13 protein-coding genes are annotated in these 14,981 nt (G+C 59.8%); 6 read left to right on the top strand and 7 right to left on the bottom strand.

The window, feature by feature from the left end; all coding sequences use genetic code 11:
- Positions 1 to 6: 6 nt before the first annotated feature.
- Positions 7 to 435 carry a hypothetical protein gene (locus EDE09_RS08070; RefSeq protein WP_112800497.1) on the bottom strand — a complete coding sequence of 143 codons (429 nt, stop codon included), beginning with the start codon at positions 433 to 435 and terminating at the stop codon, positions 7 to 9.
- Between the two features lie 14 nt (positions 436 to 449).
- On the opposite strand from EDE09_RS08070, the gene EDE09_RS08065 reads away from it, so the two are divergent.
- From EDE09_RS08065 to EDE09_RS08055, 3 genes are all read left to right on the top strand, one after another.
- The gene (locus tag EDE09_RS08065; RefSeq protein WP_132409689.1) at positions 450 to 962 is read left to right on the top strand and encodes a GNAT family N-acetyltransferase; all 513 of its coding nucleotides are present in this window, start codon (positions 450 to 452) and stop codon (positions 960 to 962) included.
- A 105-nt stretch (positions 963 to 1,067) separates the two neighbouring features.
- Positions 1,068 to 1,466, top strand: coding sequence for an NADH:ubiquinone oxidoreductase subunit NDUFA12 (locus EDE09_RS08060; protein WP_105371870.1), 399 nt, complete (start codon positions 1,068 to 1,070; stop codon positions 1,464 to 1,466).
- Between the two features lie 75 nt (positions 1,467 to 1,541).
- Positions 1,542 to 1,961 (top strand): DUF2155 domain-containing protein, encoded by a 420-nt coding sequence (locus tag EDE09_RS08055; RefSeq protein ID WP_112800491.1) that lies wholly within the window; start codon positions 1,542 to 1,544, stop codon positions 1,959 to 1,961.
- 3 nt (positions 1,962 to 1,964) lie between these two features.
- Here EDE09_RS08055 and aat read toward each other — a convergent pair whose 3' ends face one another.
- The 6 genes from aat to EDE09_RS08025 form a co-directional block, all read right to left on the bottom strand.
- Positions 1,965 to 2,582, bottom strand: a complete 618-nt coding sequence (aat, locus tag EDE09_RS08050; RefSeq protein ID WP_112800489.1) for a leucyl/phenylalanyl-tRNA--protein transferase — start codon at positions 2,580 to 2,582, stop codon at positions 1,965 to 1,967.
- 12 nt (positions 2,583 to 2,594) lie between these two features.
- Entirely contained in the window at positions 2,595 to 3,941 is a 1,347-nt protein-coding gene (gene accC / locus EDE09_RS08045) for an acetyl-CoA carboxylase biotin carboxylase subunit (RefSeq protein WP_105371867.1), read from the bottom strand.
- Positions 3,942 to 3,951: 10 nt separating this feature from the next.
- On the bottom strand, positions 3,952 to 4,416 hold the full coding sequence (accB, locus tag EDE09_RS08040) for an acetyl-CoA carboxylase biotin carboxyl carrier protein (RefSeq protein WP_105371866.1): 465 nt from the start codon (positions 4,414 to 4,416) through the stop codon (positions 3,952 to 3,954).
- Between the two features lie 28 nt (positions 4,417 to 4,444).
- Positions 4,445 to 4,882, bottom strand: a complete 438-nt coding sequence (gene aroQ / locus EDE09_RS08035) for a type II 3-dehydroquinate dehydratase (RefSeq protein WP_105371865.1) — start codon at positions 4,880 to 4,882, stop codon at positions 4,445 to 4,447.
- 131 nt (positions 4,883 to 5,013) lie between these two features.
- Positions 5,014 to 5,775: a DsbA family protein gene (locus tag EDE09_RS08030; RefSeq protein ID WP_132409687.1), complete on the bottom strand. Its 762-nt coding sequence runs from the start codon at positions 5,773 to 5,775 to the stop codon at positions 5,014 to 5,016.
- A gap of 306 nt (positions 5,776 to 6,081) precedes the next feature.
- A complete protein-coding gene (locus EDE09_RS08025; RefSeq protein ID WP_132409685.1) occupies positions 6,082 to 9,012 on the bottom strand; it encodes a ribonuclease E/G in 2,931 nt (976 codons plus the stop codon).
- 709 nt (positions 9,013 to 9,721) lie between these two features.
- Between EDE09_RS08025 and EDE09_RS08020 the strand changes: the two genes are divergently transcribed.
- The 3 genes from EDE09_RS08020 to prfB all read left to right on the top strand — a co-directional run bounded on the left by EDE09_RS08020 (position 9,722) and on the right by prfB (position 14,835).
- Positions 9,722 to 10,885, top strand: a complete 1,164-nt coding sequence (locus EDE09_RS08020) for an N-acetylmuramoyl-L-alanine amidase (protein WP_112803718.1) — start codon at positions 9,722 to 9,724, stop codon at positions 10,883 to 10,885.
- 253 nt (positions 10,886 to 11,138) lie between these two features.
- Positions 11,139 to 13,595 (top strand): penicillin-binding protein 1A, encoded by a 2,457-nt coding sequence (locus tag EDE09_RS08015; protein ID WP_112823792.1) that lies wholly within the window; start codon positions 11,139 to 11,141, stop codon positions 13,593 to 13,595.
- Positions 13,596 to 13,703: 108 nt separating this feature from the next.
- Positions 13,704 to 14,835 (top strand): peptide chain release factor 2 gene (gene prfB / locus EDE09_RS08010; RefSeq protein WP_162712562.1). Its coding sequence is split into 2 segments (ribosomal slippage): positions 13,704 to 13,772 and positions 13,774 to 14,835, totalling 1,131 coding nucleotides; the frame shifts between segments, so codons are not numbered across the junction.
- Positions 14,836 to 14,981: the final 146 nt, after the last annotated feature.

Genomic DNA, 14,981 nt, shown 5'->3' with positions numbered 1-14,981 from the left:
ATAGGCTCACTCGGCGGGAGGCTCGAGTGCCTTGCCGTCCTCGTTGTAGATCGTGACTACACTGCATTCGATGAGATCCTTGCGCCGTTTGCGATCACAGACGGATTTGGAAGCCTGCAGTGCTGTTTCCTTGCTGTCGAAACCGCAGTGCACTTCATGCCAATGCGGTCCGTCTTTCTGTTGTACGAAGATGTCGATGCTCCAACCGGCGGGAAAACAAGCGGTCGTTTCGAGACAATCTTCCGCCGTGCCGCCGCCGTCGACGCATTGCTTCTTTGCGCAGTCCAGCGCTTTGCGGATCGACTTGCCGACGCAGGTGCCGCTGCTCATTTCAGGCGCCTGGGAAAAGGCGATCGCGTTGCGGGCCTGAGCGTTGGTGATTGTGAACGCGGCTACTCCCAGTGAGAATAATACCGCCGCAAGCCTTTGTCCCATTACCCGATCCCTCTATGGTCCCCGCACCGATCATTGCTGATTCTTGTCGGAAAGGAAAACAGGTGACGGATAATCTGCTGATCCGCCGGGCACGGGAAACGGATCTTGCCGCACTCATTGCCCTCTTTGCCGCAGACGCTATCGGCGGCCACGCAGACACGACGGCGGACGAGGCTTTCGAGGACTATCTGCGCGCTTTCCACATGATCGACGCCTCCCAGAACGAGCAGCTTTTCGTGGCTGAACGTGGGGGCGAAGTGGTGGGTACCTTTCAGGTCCTCTTCAACCGCGCCCTGACGGGCAGGGGATCGCTTTCGATGATTATAGAAGCGGTGCAGACGCGAGCCGACATGCGCGGCCAAGGGATCGGTGCGCAGATGATCGGCTACGCGATCGAAGAGGCCAGGCGCCGCGACTGCCGGTCCGTCCAGCTCACCTCCAATATGGCGCGCGTCGATGCGCACCGTTTTTACGAGCGCCTCGGCTTCGCCAAGAGCCATTTCGGCTTCAAGATGCGGCTCAAATGACGGCTGCGACAACGGGAATCACTGGACATCCCTAAGATCAAGCGGCATAAGCGGATCAGCCATGTCTATGGTACCTCTCCTGTTTGCCAAGCCGACGGAATATTCATGAAAAACCTCCTGCTGCAGATTTTCACCTGGTGGAATGGACAGACGATCGGGACGCGGTTCTTCACCTGGCGTCACGGCAAGAAGGTTGGTGAAGACGAGTTGGGCAACGTTTATTACGAAGGCCCTCTGACGTCCTGGGGGCCTCCCAAGCGCTGGGTTATCTACAAGAACTATGCTGAAGCCTCCGCCATTCCGCCGGGCTGGCACGGTTGGATGCACTATCGCACCGACATTGCCCCATCGCAGGAAGACTACAAGGCGCGTGACTGGCAAAAGTCCCACAAGCCGAACATGACCGGTACGCCGCTCGCATATCGTCCCAAGGGCTCGCTTGCTGCGACCGGCGAACGTCCGCGCGTGACCGGCGACTATGACGCCTGGACCCCCGGCAACTGACACCTGTTTTGGCCATAATCGGGCCTTAGGCGTCGACTCTGACATGTTGTCGAGACGGGACACGGAATGACACGGATGAAGCTTTCCCCACGAAAACTGGTCGCCGGCACGGTGATGGCGGCAATCTCCGTTTTTGCGGGGGAAGGGGCTTTTGCTGCGCGTGTCTCCAATCCTGTTGCCGTATTCAAGGGCATCGACAAGATTACCGGCCGCATCACGACCTTCGACGTCTATGTCGACGAGACCGTGCAGTATGGCGCGCTTCAGGTGACGCCGAAGGTTTGTTATTCGCGCGACGATACGGAAGCACAGAAGATAGACGGCTTTATAGAAGTCGATGAGATCACGCTCGACCGCAAGATCCGGCGCATCTTCACCGGCTGGATGTTTGCCGACAGCCCCGGCCTGAATGCCGTCGAGCACCCGATCTATGACGTTTGGCTGACCGGCTGCAAGCCGAGCTCGGACGTGCCGCCGCCCAAGGCGACGAACTAGGCGTCAGAACTCTTTGTCCGGCACATCGACCGCTTTCTTGAGAAGCTTGAGATACTCATCCTTGGGGATGTCGATCGCACCGAAGGTCTTCAGGTGTTCGGTGGTGAACTGCGTGTCGAGCAGCGTAAAGCCCTTTGCTCTCAAACGTTCGACAAGATGAACAAGGCAGATCTTCGAGGCGTTGGTGCGCCTGGAAAACATGCTTTCCCCGAAAAAGGCTGAACCCAACGATACGCCGTAGAGACCACCTACCAGTTCCTCGTCTTCCCACGCCTCGACACTGTGCGCATGCCCCATCCGATGCAGCTCCGTATAGAGTTTGCGAATGGTGGTGTTGATCCAGGTGCTTGGCCGATCTTCAGCGGGTTCGGCGCAGTAGGTGATCACCCGCTCGAAGGCCGTGTCGAAGCGAATATCGAACGGCCTCTTTCGGACCGTTTTGGCAAGGCTTTTCGAGATATGAAAACCGTCAAGGGGCAGGATGCCGCGCATTTCCGGTTCGACCCAGAAGATTTCCGGGTCGTCGGAGGATTCGGCCATCGGAAAAAGGCCGATGGAATAGGCGCGCAGCAGTATGTCCGGAGTGATCGCCGGGTAATATCTGCCGCGCCGCCCTGCCATCCAGGTCTTTCTCTAGTGCGCTTTGTCCCCGGCCAGATAATCCTCCAGCCAGTGGATGTCGTAATCGCCGTTGGCTATGTCCGGGTTTGAAACGAGGTCCTGGAACAACGGCAGGGTTGTCTTGATTCCGTCCACAACGAACTCGTCCAGAACGCGACGCAGACGCATCATGCATTCGACGCGGGTGCGCCCGTGCACGATGAGCTTGCCGATCAGACTGTCGTAGTATGGCGGGATACGGTAGCCCGCATAGGCGCCGGAATCGACGCGCACGCCGAGGCCCCCGGGGGCATGGAAATGGGTGATCGTCCCAGGTGACGGTACGAAGGTACGCGGGTCTTCAGCATTGATGCGGCATTCGATGGCATGGCCGGAGAAGACGATGTCTTCCTGCTTTACCGATAGCCCGCCGCCCGATGCCACTCGGATCTGTTCATGGACGAGATCGATCCCGGTGATGGCTTCCGTGATCGGATGCTCCACCTGCAGGCGGGTGTTCATCTCGATGAAATAGAACTCGCCGTTCTCGTAAAGGAATTCGATGGTGCCGGCGCCGCGGTATTTCAGCTTTTTCATCGCATCGGCGCAAATCTGTCCGATTTTCATCCGCTGTTCGACATTGAGGGCAGGCGAGTTGGCCTCTTCCCAAACCTTCTGGTGCCGGCGCTGCAGCGAGCAATCCCGTTCGCCGAGATGGATCGCATTGCCTTCGCCGTCGCCGACCACCTGGATTTCGATATGGCGCGGCTTGCCGAGATACTTCTCCATATAGACCGCGTCATTGCCGAAAGCGGCCAAAGCTTCGGAGCGTGCCGTGGAGACGGCTTCTTCGAGATCCGCTTCCGTCTTGGCGACCTTCATGCCGCGACCGCCGCCGCCGGCTGTGGCCTTGATAAGCACGGGGAAACCGATCTTGCGGGCGATCTCCAGAGCGTTCTCCGGCTTGACCTCGCCATCGGAACCCGGAACGACGGGAATGCCGAGTTCCTGCGCGGTCAGCTTGGCGGTGATCTTGTCACCCATGATGCGGATGTGCTCGGCTGTCGGGCCGATGAATGTGATGCCGTGCGCGTCGAGGATATCGGCGAACTTGGCGTTTTCCGACAGAAAACCGTAGCCCGGATGAACGGCGTCGGCGCCGGTGATTTCGCAGGCCGCAACGATCTGATGGATGTTCAGATAGCTCTCTCGCGACGGCGGCGGGCCGATGCAGACGCTTTCGTCGGCAAGCCGCACATGCATGGCGTCTGCGTCTGCGGTGGAGTGGACCGCGACGGTCGCGATGCCCAGTTCCTTACAGGCGCGAAGCACGCGAAGTGCAATCTCACCGCGGTTGGCTATGAGGATCTTGGAAATCATGGACCGGGCCTTACTCGATGATCACGAGTGGCTGGCCATACTCGACAGGCTGCGAGTCGTTGACCAGGATCTCCGTGATTTTGCCGGAGCGCGGCGATGGGATCTGGTTCATCGTCTTCATGGCCTCGATGATCAGCAGCGTCTGGCCTTCCTTGATGGTAGCGCCCACTTCGATGAAGGCGCGGGCGCCCGGGGCGGCCGCGAGATAGACGGTGCCTACCATCGGCGCCGTCACGGCGTTTTTGTTGTCCTGCGGTGCCGGAGCTGCAGGGGTCGGCGCTGCGGCGACCGCCGAAGGAGCAAATGCCGGAGCGGATGCGATTGGTGCCTGAACATACTGTGTCGTTCCGGCGCGCGAGACCCGGATGCGCAGGTCCTCCTGCTCGACTTCGATTTCGGTCAGGTCGGTCTCGTTGAGGATGTTCGCGAGGTCGCGGATCAATCCTTTGTCGATCCCATTCTTCTTCTCAGACATGGCAAACCCTATTGTTCTGTTTATCTTGTCAGGCGGTAATGGATTTCAAGGCGTGAAGCGCAAGAATGTAGCTTGCGGTACCAAAGCCGCAGATCACGCCCTTTACAGCCGGTGCGATCATCGAATGGTGACGGAATTCCTCCCGTGCATGCACATTCGAAATATGAAGTTCCACCACGGGAACGGAAATGGCCTTGATCGCATCATGCAACGCAATCGAAGTGTGGGTATAGGCGCCCGCGTTTATCGCGACGCCCACGGCCTTCTCGCCGGCTTCGTGGATCCAGCCGATGAGGTCGCCTTCATGATTGCTCTGGCGAAAATCGACATCGAAACCCAGATCCCGACCAGCCGCGATGCAGTCGTTTTCAACATCCGTGAGTGTCTTGCCGCCGTAGATGCCGGGCTCGCGCTTTCCCAGCATGTTGAGGTTGGGGCCGTTGAGGACGAAGACCGTCTTGCTCATCAGTGATCTGTTGTTCCATCCAGAAATTCAGGGCCACCTATAGACCGGCAAGCGCGCAAGGAAAAGCCCCCGGCATGCCGAAAGCCGGGGCGTCCACTGCGACGGAACATTTGATGAGTAATATGGCGCGCTCAGCAGGTTGCCTTGCCGCAGGCGCGGACGTTGGCGACCTTTTCCTCGATCACTTCGGAGCCGACGGCACCGAAGACAGCCTCGTCGCCGAGGATATAGGTCGGGGTGCCGGTAATGCCGATGCTGTTGGCGAGCTGGTAGGCTTGCCGCACGATATCGTCGTTCGGCTTCTCGGCCATGGATTTGCGGATTGCGGCCTCACTCAGCCCGAGGGAGGTAGCGACTGCAACTGCCGTGGCCTCCGACGCGTGCTCCTCTGCGCCGAGCAGCGTGCGATGGAACTGGGCATATTTTTCCGGTGCGAGAAGGCGCACCGCATTGGCCACACGGTGCGCGGCAAGTGAATCCGGTCCAAGAATCGGGAATTCCTTCAGGATGAAGCGGACATTGTTATCCTTGGCAAGAATGTCATCCATGTCGCTGAGCGCACGCTTGCAGTAGCCGCAATTGTAGTCGAAGAACTCGACGACCGTGACATCGCCCTTTGGATTGCCGAGCGTGATGTCGGTCGGGGAGGAAAAAATCTGCTGGCGGTTGTCGGCGATGCCCTTCATGGACTGCTCGACGCGCTTCGACTGCTGTTTCGCTTCCAGCGCGTTCTGCGCCTCAATGAGAATCTCGGGATTCTCGATGAGGTATTCGCGGATGAAAGCACCCATCTCCTTTTTCTGCTGCTCATCCAATGCGACGGCCGGCGCGGCAGAAAAAACAGCCAATGCCAGCATCGAACTGGTGGCGAGCGTTTTCAAGGTGTGGGTCATCCTTATCCTCATTGGTCGGCGCAAGCGAATCCTGCGACCATTGTTTCGGTTTGCGCCCAAAATAAGCCAGGCGTACCTTTCGAAAAGCCGCAAAATCACATCTCGGCAATTTGGGCTCATCACAACTGCGTATAGGCGGGCTTCTCGAATCCGGAAAATTGATTCGTCTTCAGGACGATAGCGAGTTTTTCGGAATCGATCCCTTATCCGGTTGATTCAGTTTCTCATGCGCGATTCGGACGCCGCCAACGCAAAACGGCCGCGTCTGGCGCGGCCGTTGTCTTCAAAAGTTATCACTCTGGCAAATCAGAAGAAGCCGCGGCGCTGCCACCAGCCGGCCTTCTTCGGCTTTGCGGCGTCGCCATCGGTTTCCTGCGCGGCGGCCGGATCCGAACTCTTCACGACAGCTTCGGACGAGGAGGAGATATTCGATGCGCGGTTGGCGCGCACCGGCTTTGCGTCCTCGGCATCCGCTTGCTCTACCTCGTCAGGCGCGATGTGCTGCACGGCTGTTGCCGCAGGTGCCTGAGGCTCTTCGCCAAGCGCGGCTTCGACCTGTTCCACCATGGTTTCGACCGGCGGCGATACGTCCTCGATAGCCGGAGCGTCTACCACGGTCGCTTTTCCACGACGCGACCGCCGGGGTTTCGTCGGGGTTTCAAGAACCGGAGCTGCTTCCGGCTCGGCGGCGACGGTGACCGCCTCAGCCGGAGTCTCTTCAGAGACTTCGATGGCAACTGCCGTTTCGTCGCTCTCAACTTCATCCGTATCGCCGGCATCGTCGGCGCTCAATTCACTGCCTTCGTCGTCGCCATTGCGGTTGCGACGACCGCCACGCTTGCCGCGGCGGCGGCGCTTGCGGCGGTTGTTTTCATCGGTGTCCGCGGCAGCATCGACTTCGGAGACTTCCGCGACGTCGTCTTCGCCTTCGTCGCCATCTTCGTCGTCGCCAATGACATTCTCGCTGCCGCCCTGTGCTGCCTGGGCGTCCGTGCCCCGTTCGCCATTGCGGTTGCGGCGGCGGCGGCGGCGCTTGCGCTTGCGGCCATTCTGGTCGTCGCCCTGCGGAGTACGCTCGGCGCTGGCGGCAGCTGGCTGCGAGGCCGAGGCCGCGATCTCTTCCTCTTCGTCCTCATCGGCTTCGATGATGACGTCGTCATCATCCTCTTCGACGGGGATGGCGGCGAACTGCATCAGGCTTTCGATCTTGACCGGGTTCTCCACGGGCTCGCCGCGGTCGATCGCGAAATGGTTCGAGCCGATGCTGACATCCGACTCGATGAAGATCGAGACGCCGAAGCGGTTCTCGTAATCGACGACTGTGCCGCGCTTGTGGTTCAGGAGATAGAGCGCGATGTCCGGCGTCGTGCGGACGTTGATGTCATGCGTGGTATTCTTGAGCAGATATTCCTCGACGCCACGCAGCACATGCAGCGCGACCGACGACTGTGAGCGCACGTGGCCGGTGCCGCCGCAGTGCGAGCAGATCTGGGTCGTCGATTCCAAAACCGAGGCGCGGATGCGCTGGCGCGACATTTCGAGCAGGCCGAAATGCGAGATGCGGCCGACCTGGATGCGGGCGCGGTCGTTCTTCAGGCAATCTTTCAGCTTCTTCTCGACAGCGCGGTTGTTGCGCTTCTCTTCCATGTCGATGAAGTCGATGACGATCAGGCCGGCAAGGTCGCGCAGGCGAAGCTGGCGCGCCACCTCTTCGGCGGCTTCGAGGTTCGTCTGGAGCGCCGTTTCCTCGATGGAATGTTCGCGGGTCGAGCGGCCGGAGTTGACGTCGATGGCGACGAGCGCTTCCGTCTGGTTCATGATCAGGTAGCCGCCGGACTTCAGCGTCACCTGCGGCTGCAGCATGCGATCAAGCTGCGCCTCGATGCCGGAACGCGAGAAGATCGGATGCAGGTCGCGATAGGGCTGGACCACCTTGGCATGGCTCGGCATCAGCATCTTCATGAAGTCTTTCGCTTCACGATAGCCTTCCTCGCCCGACACGATGATCTCAGAGATATCCTTGTTGTAGAGGTCGCGGATCGAGCGCTTGATCAGCGAACCTTCTTCATAAACGAGGCAGGGTGCGGTCGAGTTCAATGTCAGCGTGCGGACGTTTTCCCACAGGCGCATCAGGTACTCGAAGTCGCGCTTGACCTCGACGCGGGTGCGGTTGGCGCCGGCGGTGCGCAGGATGACGCCCATGCCCTGCGGCACGTCCAGTTCGCGGGCGATTTCCTTGAGGCGCTTGCGGTCCTGCGGCTGGGTGATCTTGCGGGAAATGCCGCCGCCGCGCGCCGTGTTCGGCATCAGCACCGAATAGCGGCCGGCAAGCGAAAGATAAGTCGTGAGGGCGGCACCCTTGTTGCCGCGTTCTTCCTTGGCGACCTGCACAAGCAGGATCTGGCGGCGCTTGATGACTTCCTGGATGCGGTACTGCTTGCGCGGCTTGCGGACGATCCGGTCCGGAACTTCTTCCATCGCGTCTTCGGCGCCGACCGATTCAATAACTTCCTTCTCACCGTGGTCGTCGTCATCGTCGTCGTCCACGTCGTCGCGGCCGCGACGGATATCGACATCTTCCGAAATCGAATCGGTATCGACCATCGCAGCCATTTCGCCAGGCGTGGATCCTTCGTCGTCGCCGCTGGTCTCGCTGGACGAGGGGACGTCACCTTCGCTCGGCGCATCCTCGGAGGCTGTTGGAGTTTCCTCCGCAGCGGCTTCGACCGGCTTTTTGCGGGAGCGACTGCGCTTCGGCTTGGCTTTCGGCTTTTCGCTCTCTTGTTCCGCGGCCGCTTCGTTCGGGCTGGCTTCGGTTGCTTCCGATCCGGCTTCGCTGACAGGTTCATCCGCCGGGGGCGGAACGGAAGCAATGCCGATATCCGGCTGCTCCTGTTGGGCGGGATCGGTCGCCGGGTCGGCTGCCTCGGCTTCTGCAATCTTGCGCTGGTCTTCCGCTTCCTGCTGCATCAGGGCCTGACGGTCGGCAAGCGGGATCTGGTAATAGTCCGGATGGATTTCCGCGAAGGCCAGGAAGCCGTGGCGATTGCCGCCATAATCGACAAAGGCGGCCTGCAATGAGGGCTCGACCCTCGTTACCTTTGCCAGATAGATGTTGCCGCGTATCTGCTTCTTATGCTGCGATTCGAAATCGAATTCCTCGATCCGGTTGCCGCGAACGACGACTACGCGCGTCTCCTCTTCGTGAGACGCATCGATAAGCATTTTGTCTGCCATTGAAATTCTGCTCCTCGGCGCCGCCGGGAGGGTGCAGTAGAGCCTGCCGCGAGGACTGGGCCGTCATGCAGTACGGTCGTTGCGCCGGATAAATATGCTCCCGTCAGGCGCGGCTGTGACGGCAACCGGAAAGATGACGGGGCTCCTCGCTCCCTCAGTCCTTCCAGGTTCTGAAATTTGTGCCGTGACATCAAAGACCAAACGAGAATGACGATACTATAGGCCCTGAAAAGGCCCGATGAATGTGCTCCGTATGAGCGGTGGGTGGCATGCCACCCGGGATTGTTCCGGCCACCGCCGGATGGATCGAGTATCAGGACAAAGTGTAACGACGGCGGATGACTGCCGGTCTTCGGCGCCAGTTTCCACTGTGGCTGGCGGCCTATCGACAGACTATCCCGTCAACACTTTAACCCTCATTCGCGTTGTATGGTTTATCTGTCACAATAGCAAGGGAAAAGCCAAGTTTGCCATATTCTGGATGGAATTAGCGCTCTTATGAGTGGCATGGAACGGGTGAATGATTCGCGTGTCCGGAGGGGTAAACGCCTTCCGAAGCGGGCGCTTGGCGGCGGATCTTATAGGCAGGTGGCGGGTCTTTGATGCGGGTTTCGAGTTGAGGGCGAGTGTGAAGGCAAGGGCGGTCGTAGCCCATAACGGTCGGCCGAAGCTGGCGTTGACGCGAATCATTCCTGCACTGCTCTTTCTAATGGTCGTTGCAGTCGCCTTGCCGTTGCTGCCGGCGCATGCCTCGACGCAGACCCTTCTGGCATTCAGCGCACGGGTCGCAGGTGACGACGCGCGCACCCGCATCGTAATCGATTTCGAGAAGAAACCGGAATTTTCCGTTCATTATGTCGCTGCACCCGAGCGGGTGGTCGTCGAGTTGCCCGCAACAGCGTTCGGCTTTCCCGCCGAGGATCTTTCGGCCCGTGGGCTCTTCAGGGACATTCGCTACGGTACGATGGACGAATCGAGCGCCCGCATCGTGCTGACGGCGAAGAAGCCGGTTAAGCTGGTGCTCGCCGAAACGCAGCCGAATGAAAACGGCACCTTCCGTCTGGTGCTGGACGCGGAGATGACCTCGAAGGAGATCTTCAGCGACCTCGTGAAGACGCAGGATTGGCAGATGCCGGTCGAACCCGCACCGAACGCCTTGGCCACGGGTGAACAGGACAATGTTTTCACGGTCGCAGTCGATGCCGGACATGGCGGAATCGACGCCGGCGCGACCGGTGCGGCGACCAAGACGTCGGAAAAGACGATCACGCTGGCTTTCGCCAGGATGCTTTCCGAGCGGCTGAACAAGATCGCGGGCATCAAGGCATTCCTGACCCGCGACGACGACACCTTCCTGTCGTTGTCCGAGCGCGTTACGCTCGCTCGCCAGGGACATGCGGACCTTTTTGTTTCACTGCATGCCGATACGCTGGCGCAGAAGGATATCCGCGGCGCAACCATATATACTTTGTCCGACCGGGCCTCCGACCGCATGGCCGAAAATCTCGCGGCGCGCGAAAACCTCTCGGACGAACTCGCAGGTTTCAGCATCCACAGCGGTCCGCCGGAAGTGGCCGACATTCTGCTCGATCTGGCGCGGCGCGAGACGCAGGCCTTTTCCGTCGCGCTCGCCTCGAATGTCGTTGAATCCTTCGAAGGTCAGATCGGTTTGATCAACAACCCGCATCGCTATGCCGGTTTTCAGGTTTTGCGCGCCCCTGACATCCCCTCCGTCCTGCTCGAGTTGGGCTTCCTTTCCAATACCGAAGACGAGAAGCTCCTGCTCGATGAGGCCTGGCGTACAAAGGTCACCGATCGGCTAGCTGACGCCGTGCGACGCTATCGGGACCGGGCGCTGGCTAACGGCGGTTGAGACAGGCTGTTCCGTGGCCTGCCTGCCACAGGACCCTTGGAATGTCTGCGGAACCGCACGGCCTGATCCAAAACGGATGTCGGAGCCCTATTTTACTCACATTCCAGCGATTACTCAGTGGGTGTGAGATGCAATTTATGACGGACGTTTGATCCGCTTCCACCTTGCGTTGCCGCAATCACCGTGCAAAACGCGTCAAACCATGCGATGGTGCGTTTCGTGCGCCGAATGAAAGCTGAACGGTAGCTTCGATATGATCAGATTGATTGGTTATCTCTTTGGATTGGCTTGCGTCCTGTTTTTGGTCGTAGCCGCCGGTGTGGGTATCTACCTCACAGGGATGACCAAGGGATTGCCGAATTACGAGGTGCTGGCGTCCTACGAGCCGCCGGTTGCAACGCGTGTTCACGCCGGCAATGGCGCGTTGATGGCAGAATATGCACGAGAGCGGCGGCTGTTTTTGCCCATCCAGGCGGTTCCCGATCGCGTGAAGGCGGCGTTTCTCTCGGCGGAAGACAAGAATTTTTACAACCACCCGGGCATCGATATTACCGGCCTCGGCCGTGCGATCCTGACCAACCTCCAGAATTTCGGTTCGGGCAGGCGCCCAGAGGGTGCTTCCACGATCACCCAGCAGGTCGCGAAGAACTTTCTTCTGACTGCCGACCAGACCATCGACCGCAAGGTCAAGGAAGCCATACTATCGTTCCGCATCGAGCAGACCTATTCGAAGGACAAGATTCTCGAGCTTTATTTGAACGAAATCTTCTTCGGCCTTAACTCATACGGCATTGCCGGCGCCGCACTGACCTATTTCGACAAATCGGTAACGGAATTGACCACGGCGGAGGCGGCCTATCTTGCCGCGCTTCCCAAAGGACCTGCCAACTATCACCCGTTCCGTCGCGAAAAGCAGGCGCTCGAGCGCCGCAACTGGGTCATCGATCGTATGGCGGAGAATGGTTACATCACCCAGGCCGATGCGGACGATGCCAAGAAGCAGCCGCTTGGCGTCAAGCAGCGCCGTACGGGCACGCATCTCTTTGCATCCGATTATTTCTCTGAAGAGGTTCGCCGCCAAATCATTGAGCGTTACGGCGACAAGTCGCTCTACGAAGGTGGCCTGTCGGTGCGCACCTCGCTTGATCCCGATCTCCAGGTCATCGCGCGTCGGGTCCTCCAGGAGGGTCTCCTGGATTATGACGAACGTCGCGGTTTCCATGGCCCTGCCGCTCAGATCAGCGTGACGGGTGACTGGGGACCTGAACTCGCCAAGCTGCCCCCGCTGCGCGATGTGCCGGAGTGGAAGCTTGCCGTCGTCACCGAGGTTTCAGCCAAATCGGTTTCGATCGGGCTACAGCCTTCGACCGACGCGGGCGGCAAGGTTGATCCTGCCCGCGAGACCGGCGTGATCGCGGCAGACGATATGAAGTGGGCGTTCCGTGATGCCTCCGGCACCCGCAAGACGGCGAAGTCGCCGGACGGTGTGCTGAAGCCGGGGGATGTCGTTTACGTCGAACCGATCAACGAGGCATCTAAGACCTACCGGTTGCGTCAGCCGCCGAAAGTGCAGGGCGGTCTGGTCGCGATGGACCCGAATACGGGCCGCGTGCTCGCCATGGTGGGCGGATTTTCCTATTCGCAATCCGAGTTCAACCGCGCCACCCAGGCGATGCGCCAGCCGGGCTCCTCGTTCAAGCCTTTCGTTTATGCCGCAGCGCTCGACAACGGCTATACGCCCGCGTCGGTCATCATGGACGCTCCAATTGAAATCGTCTCTGGCGGCCAGGTCTGGCGGCCGGAAAACTACGGCGGCGAATCCGCCGGCCCCTCGACGCTGCGCACGGGTATCGAAAAGTCGCGAAACCAGATGACGGTGCGCCTGGCGCAGGACATGGGCATGGAGCTCGTCGCTGAATATGCCGAGCGCTTCGGCATTTATGACAAGATGATGCCCGTCCTGGCCATGTCCCTCGGGTCCGGCGAAACGACGGTCATGCGGATGGTTTCCGCCTATGCCGTGTTCGCCAATGGTGGAAAGCAGATCAAGCCGACCGTTATCGACCGCATTCAGGATCGGTACGGCAAGACGATCTTCCGCCACGAGGAACGGACCTGCGAAGGTTGCAACGCCAATGATTGGGCGAACCAGGAAGAGCCGACTGTTGTCGATAACCGCGAACAGGTTCTCGACCCGATGACCGCCTATCAGATCACTTCGATGATGGAGGGCGTGGTTACACGTGGTACGGCCGCCGGCAAGATCCCGGTCAAGGATCGCCCGGTCGCCGGCAAGACCGGCACCACCAATGACGAGAAGGACGCCTGGTTCGTCGGTTACACGCCGAACCTGGTCGCCGGCCTCTATCTCGGCTTCGACACGCCTGCCCCTCTCGGCAGAGGCGGCACCGGCGGGTCTCTATCCGCTCCGATCTTCGGCAAGTTCCTGGCCGAAGCCGCCAAGCTGACGCCGGCCGAAAAGTTCCATGTTCCGGAAGGCATGCAGTTCGTCGCCGTGAACCGCAAGACCGGCATGGCTGCAATGGAAGGCGAACCCGATACGATCGTCGAAGGCTTCAAACCCGGCACCGGCCCGGCTGACGTCTTCCAGGTCATCGGCGAAGGGGAATACCTGACCCAGGACCAGATCTTCAACAACTCGCCCCAGGCTCAGCAGGCCGTGACTTCGGGCATGCCGGGTCTCTTCTGACCCGTCGATGACGGATAGCCATCGGGCCTGGGCTTTACATCCCGGTCCGGTGCAACTATGTCCTCGGCACCGAGAAACACCCAAAATGAAGAGTGAAAAGCAAGCGCCATGCGTGCGGAAATCATCAATATAGTCGACGAAATCAAGCAGGCCATAAGCCTGCTGAGGAGGCATCTTTGACTGGGATCAGGCGGTAAGACGACTGGACTGGTTGAACAACAAGGCTGAGGATCCCAACCTCTGGAACGATGCGGCGGAAGCGCAGAAGCTGATGCGCGAGCGTCAGCAGCTCGATGACGGCATCAACGGGGTGAAGGCTCTCGACCAGCAGCTTAACGACAACATCGGACTCATCGAACTCGGCGAGGAAGAGGGCGACGAGGCGATCGTCAAGGAAGCCGAAGATGCGCTGAAGGCATTGAAAGTCGAAGCCGGACGCCGTCAGGTGGAGGCAATGCTTTCCGGCGAGGCGGACGGCAACGACACCTATCTCGAAGTCCATTCCGGCGCCGGCGGCACCGAGAGCCAGGATTGGGCGAACATGCTGCTTCGTATGTACACCCGCTGGGCCGAACGTCAGCGCTTCAAGGTCGAACTTCTGGAAGTGCATGACGGCGAAGAGGCCGGCATCAAGTCCGCGACGATCCTCGTCAAGGGCCACAATGCCTATGGCTGGCTGAAGACCGAATCGGGCGTCCACCGCCTGGTCCGCATTTCGCCCTATGACAGCAATGCGCGCCGCCACACATCCTTCTCGTCGATCTGGGTTTACCCGGTGGTCGACGACTCGATCAACATCGATATCAACGAGAGCGATTGCCGCATCGATACCTATCGTTCCTCCGGTGCAGGCGGCCAGCACGTCAACACCACCGACTCCGCCGTGCGCATCACGCATATTCCCTCCGGCATCGTCGTTCAGTGCCAGCAGGAGCGGTCACAGCACAAGAACCGTGCCAAGGCCTGGGACATGCTGCGGGCCCGCCTCTACGAAGCGGAGCTGAAGAAGCGGGAAGAGGCTGCGAACGCGGAAGCCGCGTCAAAGACGGATATCGGCTGGGGGCATCAGATTCGCTCTTACGTGCTTCAGCCCTATCAGCTGGTGAAGGATCTGCGCACCGGCGTGGAAAGCACGGCGCCCGGCGATGTGCTGGATGGCGATTTGAACGAGTTCATGGAGGCAGCGCTCGCACACCGCATCAGCGGCAAGGCGGATGTGGAAGTGGCCGACGTCGACTGACGGTTCGTCTTCACGAGACAAAAAAGCGGCCGGGCTTCAAAACCCGGCCGCTTTCGTTGTGCGCCCAGCATGGGCGCATTCTTGTGGGTGGAAGTCCCACCGTAAGCTGGTCATGGCGAGCGAAGTGAAGCGCAACTGCGGAAGGG

Source organism: Neorhizobium sp. S3-V5DH (genome assembly GCF_004343065.1).
In the GTDB taxonomy this organism is placed as follows: Bacteria; Pseudomonadota; Alphaproteobacteria; order Rhizobiales; family Rhizobiaceae; genus Neorhizobium; species Neorhizobium huautlense.
Note: the sequence above shows the minus strand (reverse complement) of the source record. Positions and strands in the feature narration are given on the sequence as shown.

Coding starts and splice junctions, on each gene's coding strand:
- EDE09_RS08070 (WP_112800497.1), bottom strand. CDS start 435: ATGGGACAAAGGCTTGCGGCGGTATTATTCTCACTGGGAGTAGCCGCG.
- EDE09_RS08065 (WP_132409689.1), top strand. CDS start 450: ATGGTCCCCGCACCGATCATTGCTGATTCTTGTCGGAAAGGAAAACAG.
- EDE09_RS08060 (WP_105371870.1), top strand. CDS start 1,068: ATGAAAAACCTCCTGCTGCAGATTTTCACCTGGTGGAATGGACAGACG.
- EDE09_RS08055 (WP_112800491.1), top strand. CDS start 1,542: ATGAAGCTTTCCCCACGAAAACTGGTCGCCGGCACGGTGATGGCGGCA.
- aat (WP_112800489.1), bottom strand. CDS start 2,582: ATGGCAGGGCGGCGCGGCAGATATTACCCGGCGATCACTCCGGACATA.
- accC (WP_105371867.1), bottom strand. CDS start 3,941: ATGATTTCCAAGATCCTCATAGCCAACCGCGGTGAGATTGCACTTCGC.
- accB (WP_105371866.1), bottom strand. CDS start 4,416: ATGTCTGAGAAGAAGAATGGGATCGACAAAGGATTGATCCGCGACCTC.
- aroQ (WP_105371865.1), bottom strand. CDS start 4,882: ATGAGCAAGACGGTCTTCGTCCTCAACGGCCCCAACCTCAACATGCTG.
- EDE09_RS08030 (WP_132409687.1), bottom strand. CDS start 5,775: ATGACCCACACCTTGAAAACGCTCGCCACCAGTTCGATGCTGGCATTG.
- EDE09_RS08025 (WP_132409685.1), bottom strand. CDS start 9,012: ATGGCAGACAAAATGCTTATCGATGCGTCTCACGAAGAGGAGACGCGC.
- EDE09_RS08020 (WP_112803718.1), top strand. CDS start 9,722: ATGGTCGTTGCAGTCGCCTTGCCGTTGCTGCCGGCGCATGCCTCGACG.
- EDE09_RS08015 (WP_112823792.1), top strand. CDS start 11,139: ATGATCAGATTGATTGGTTATCTCTTTGGATTGGCTTGCGTCCTGTTT.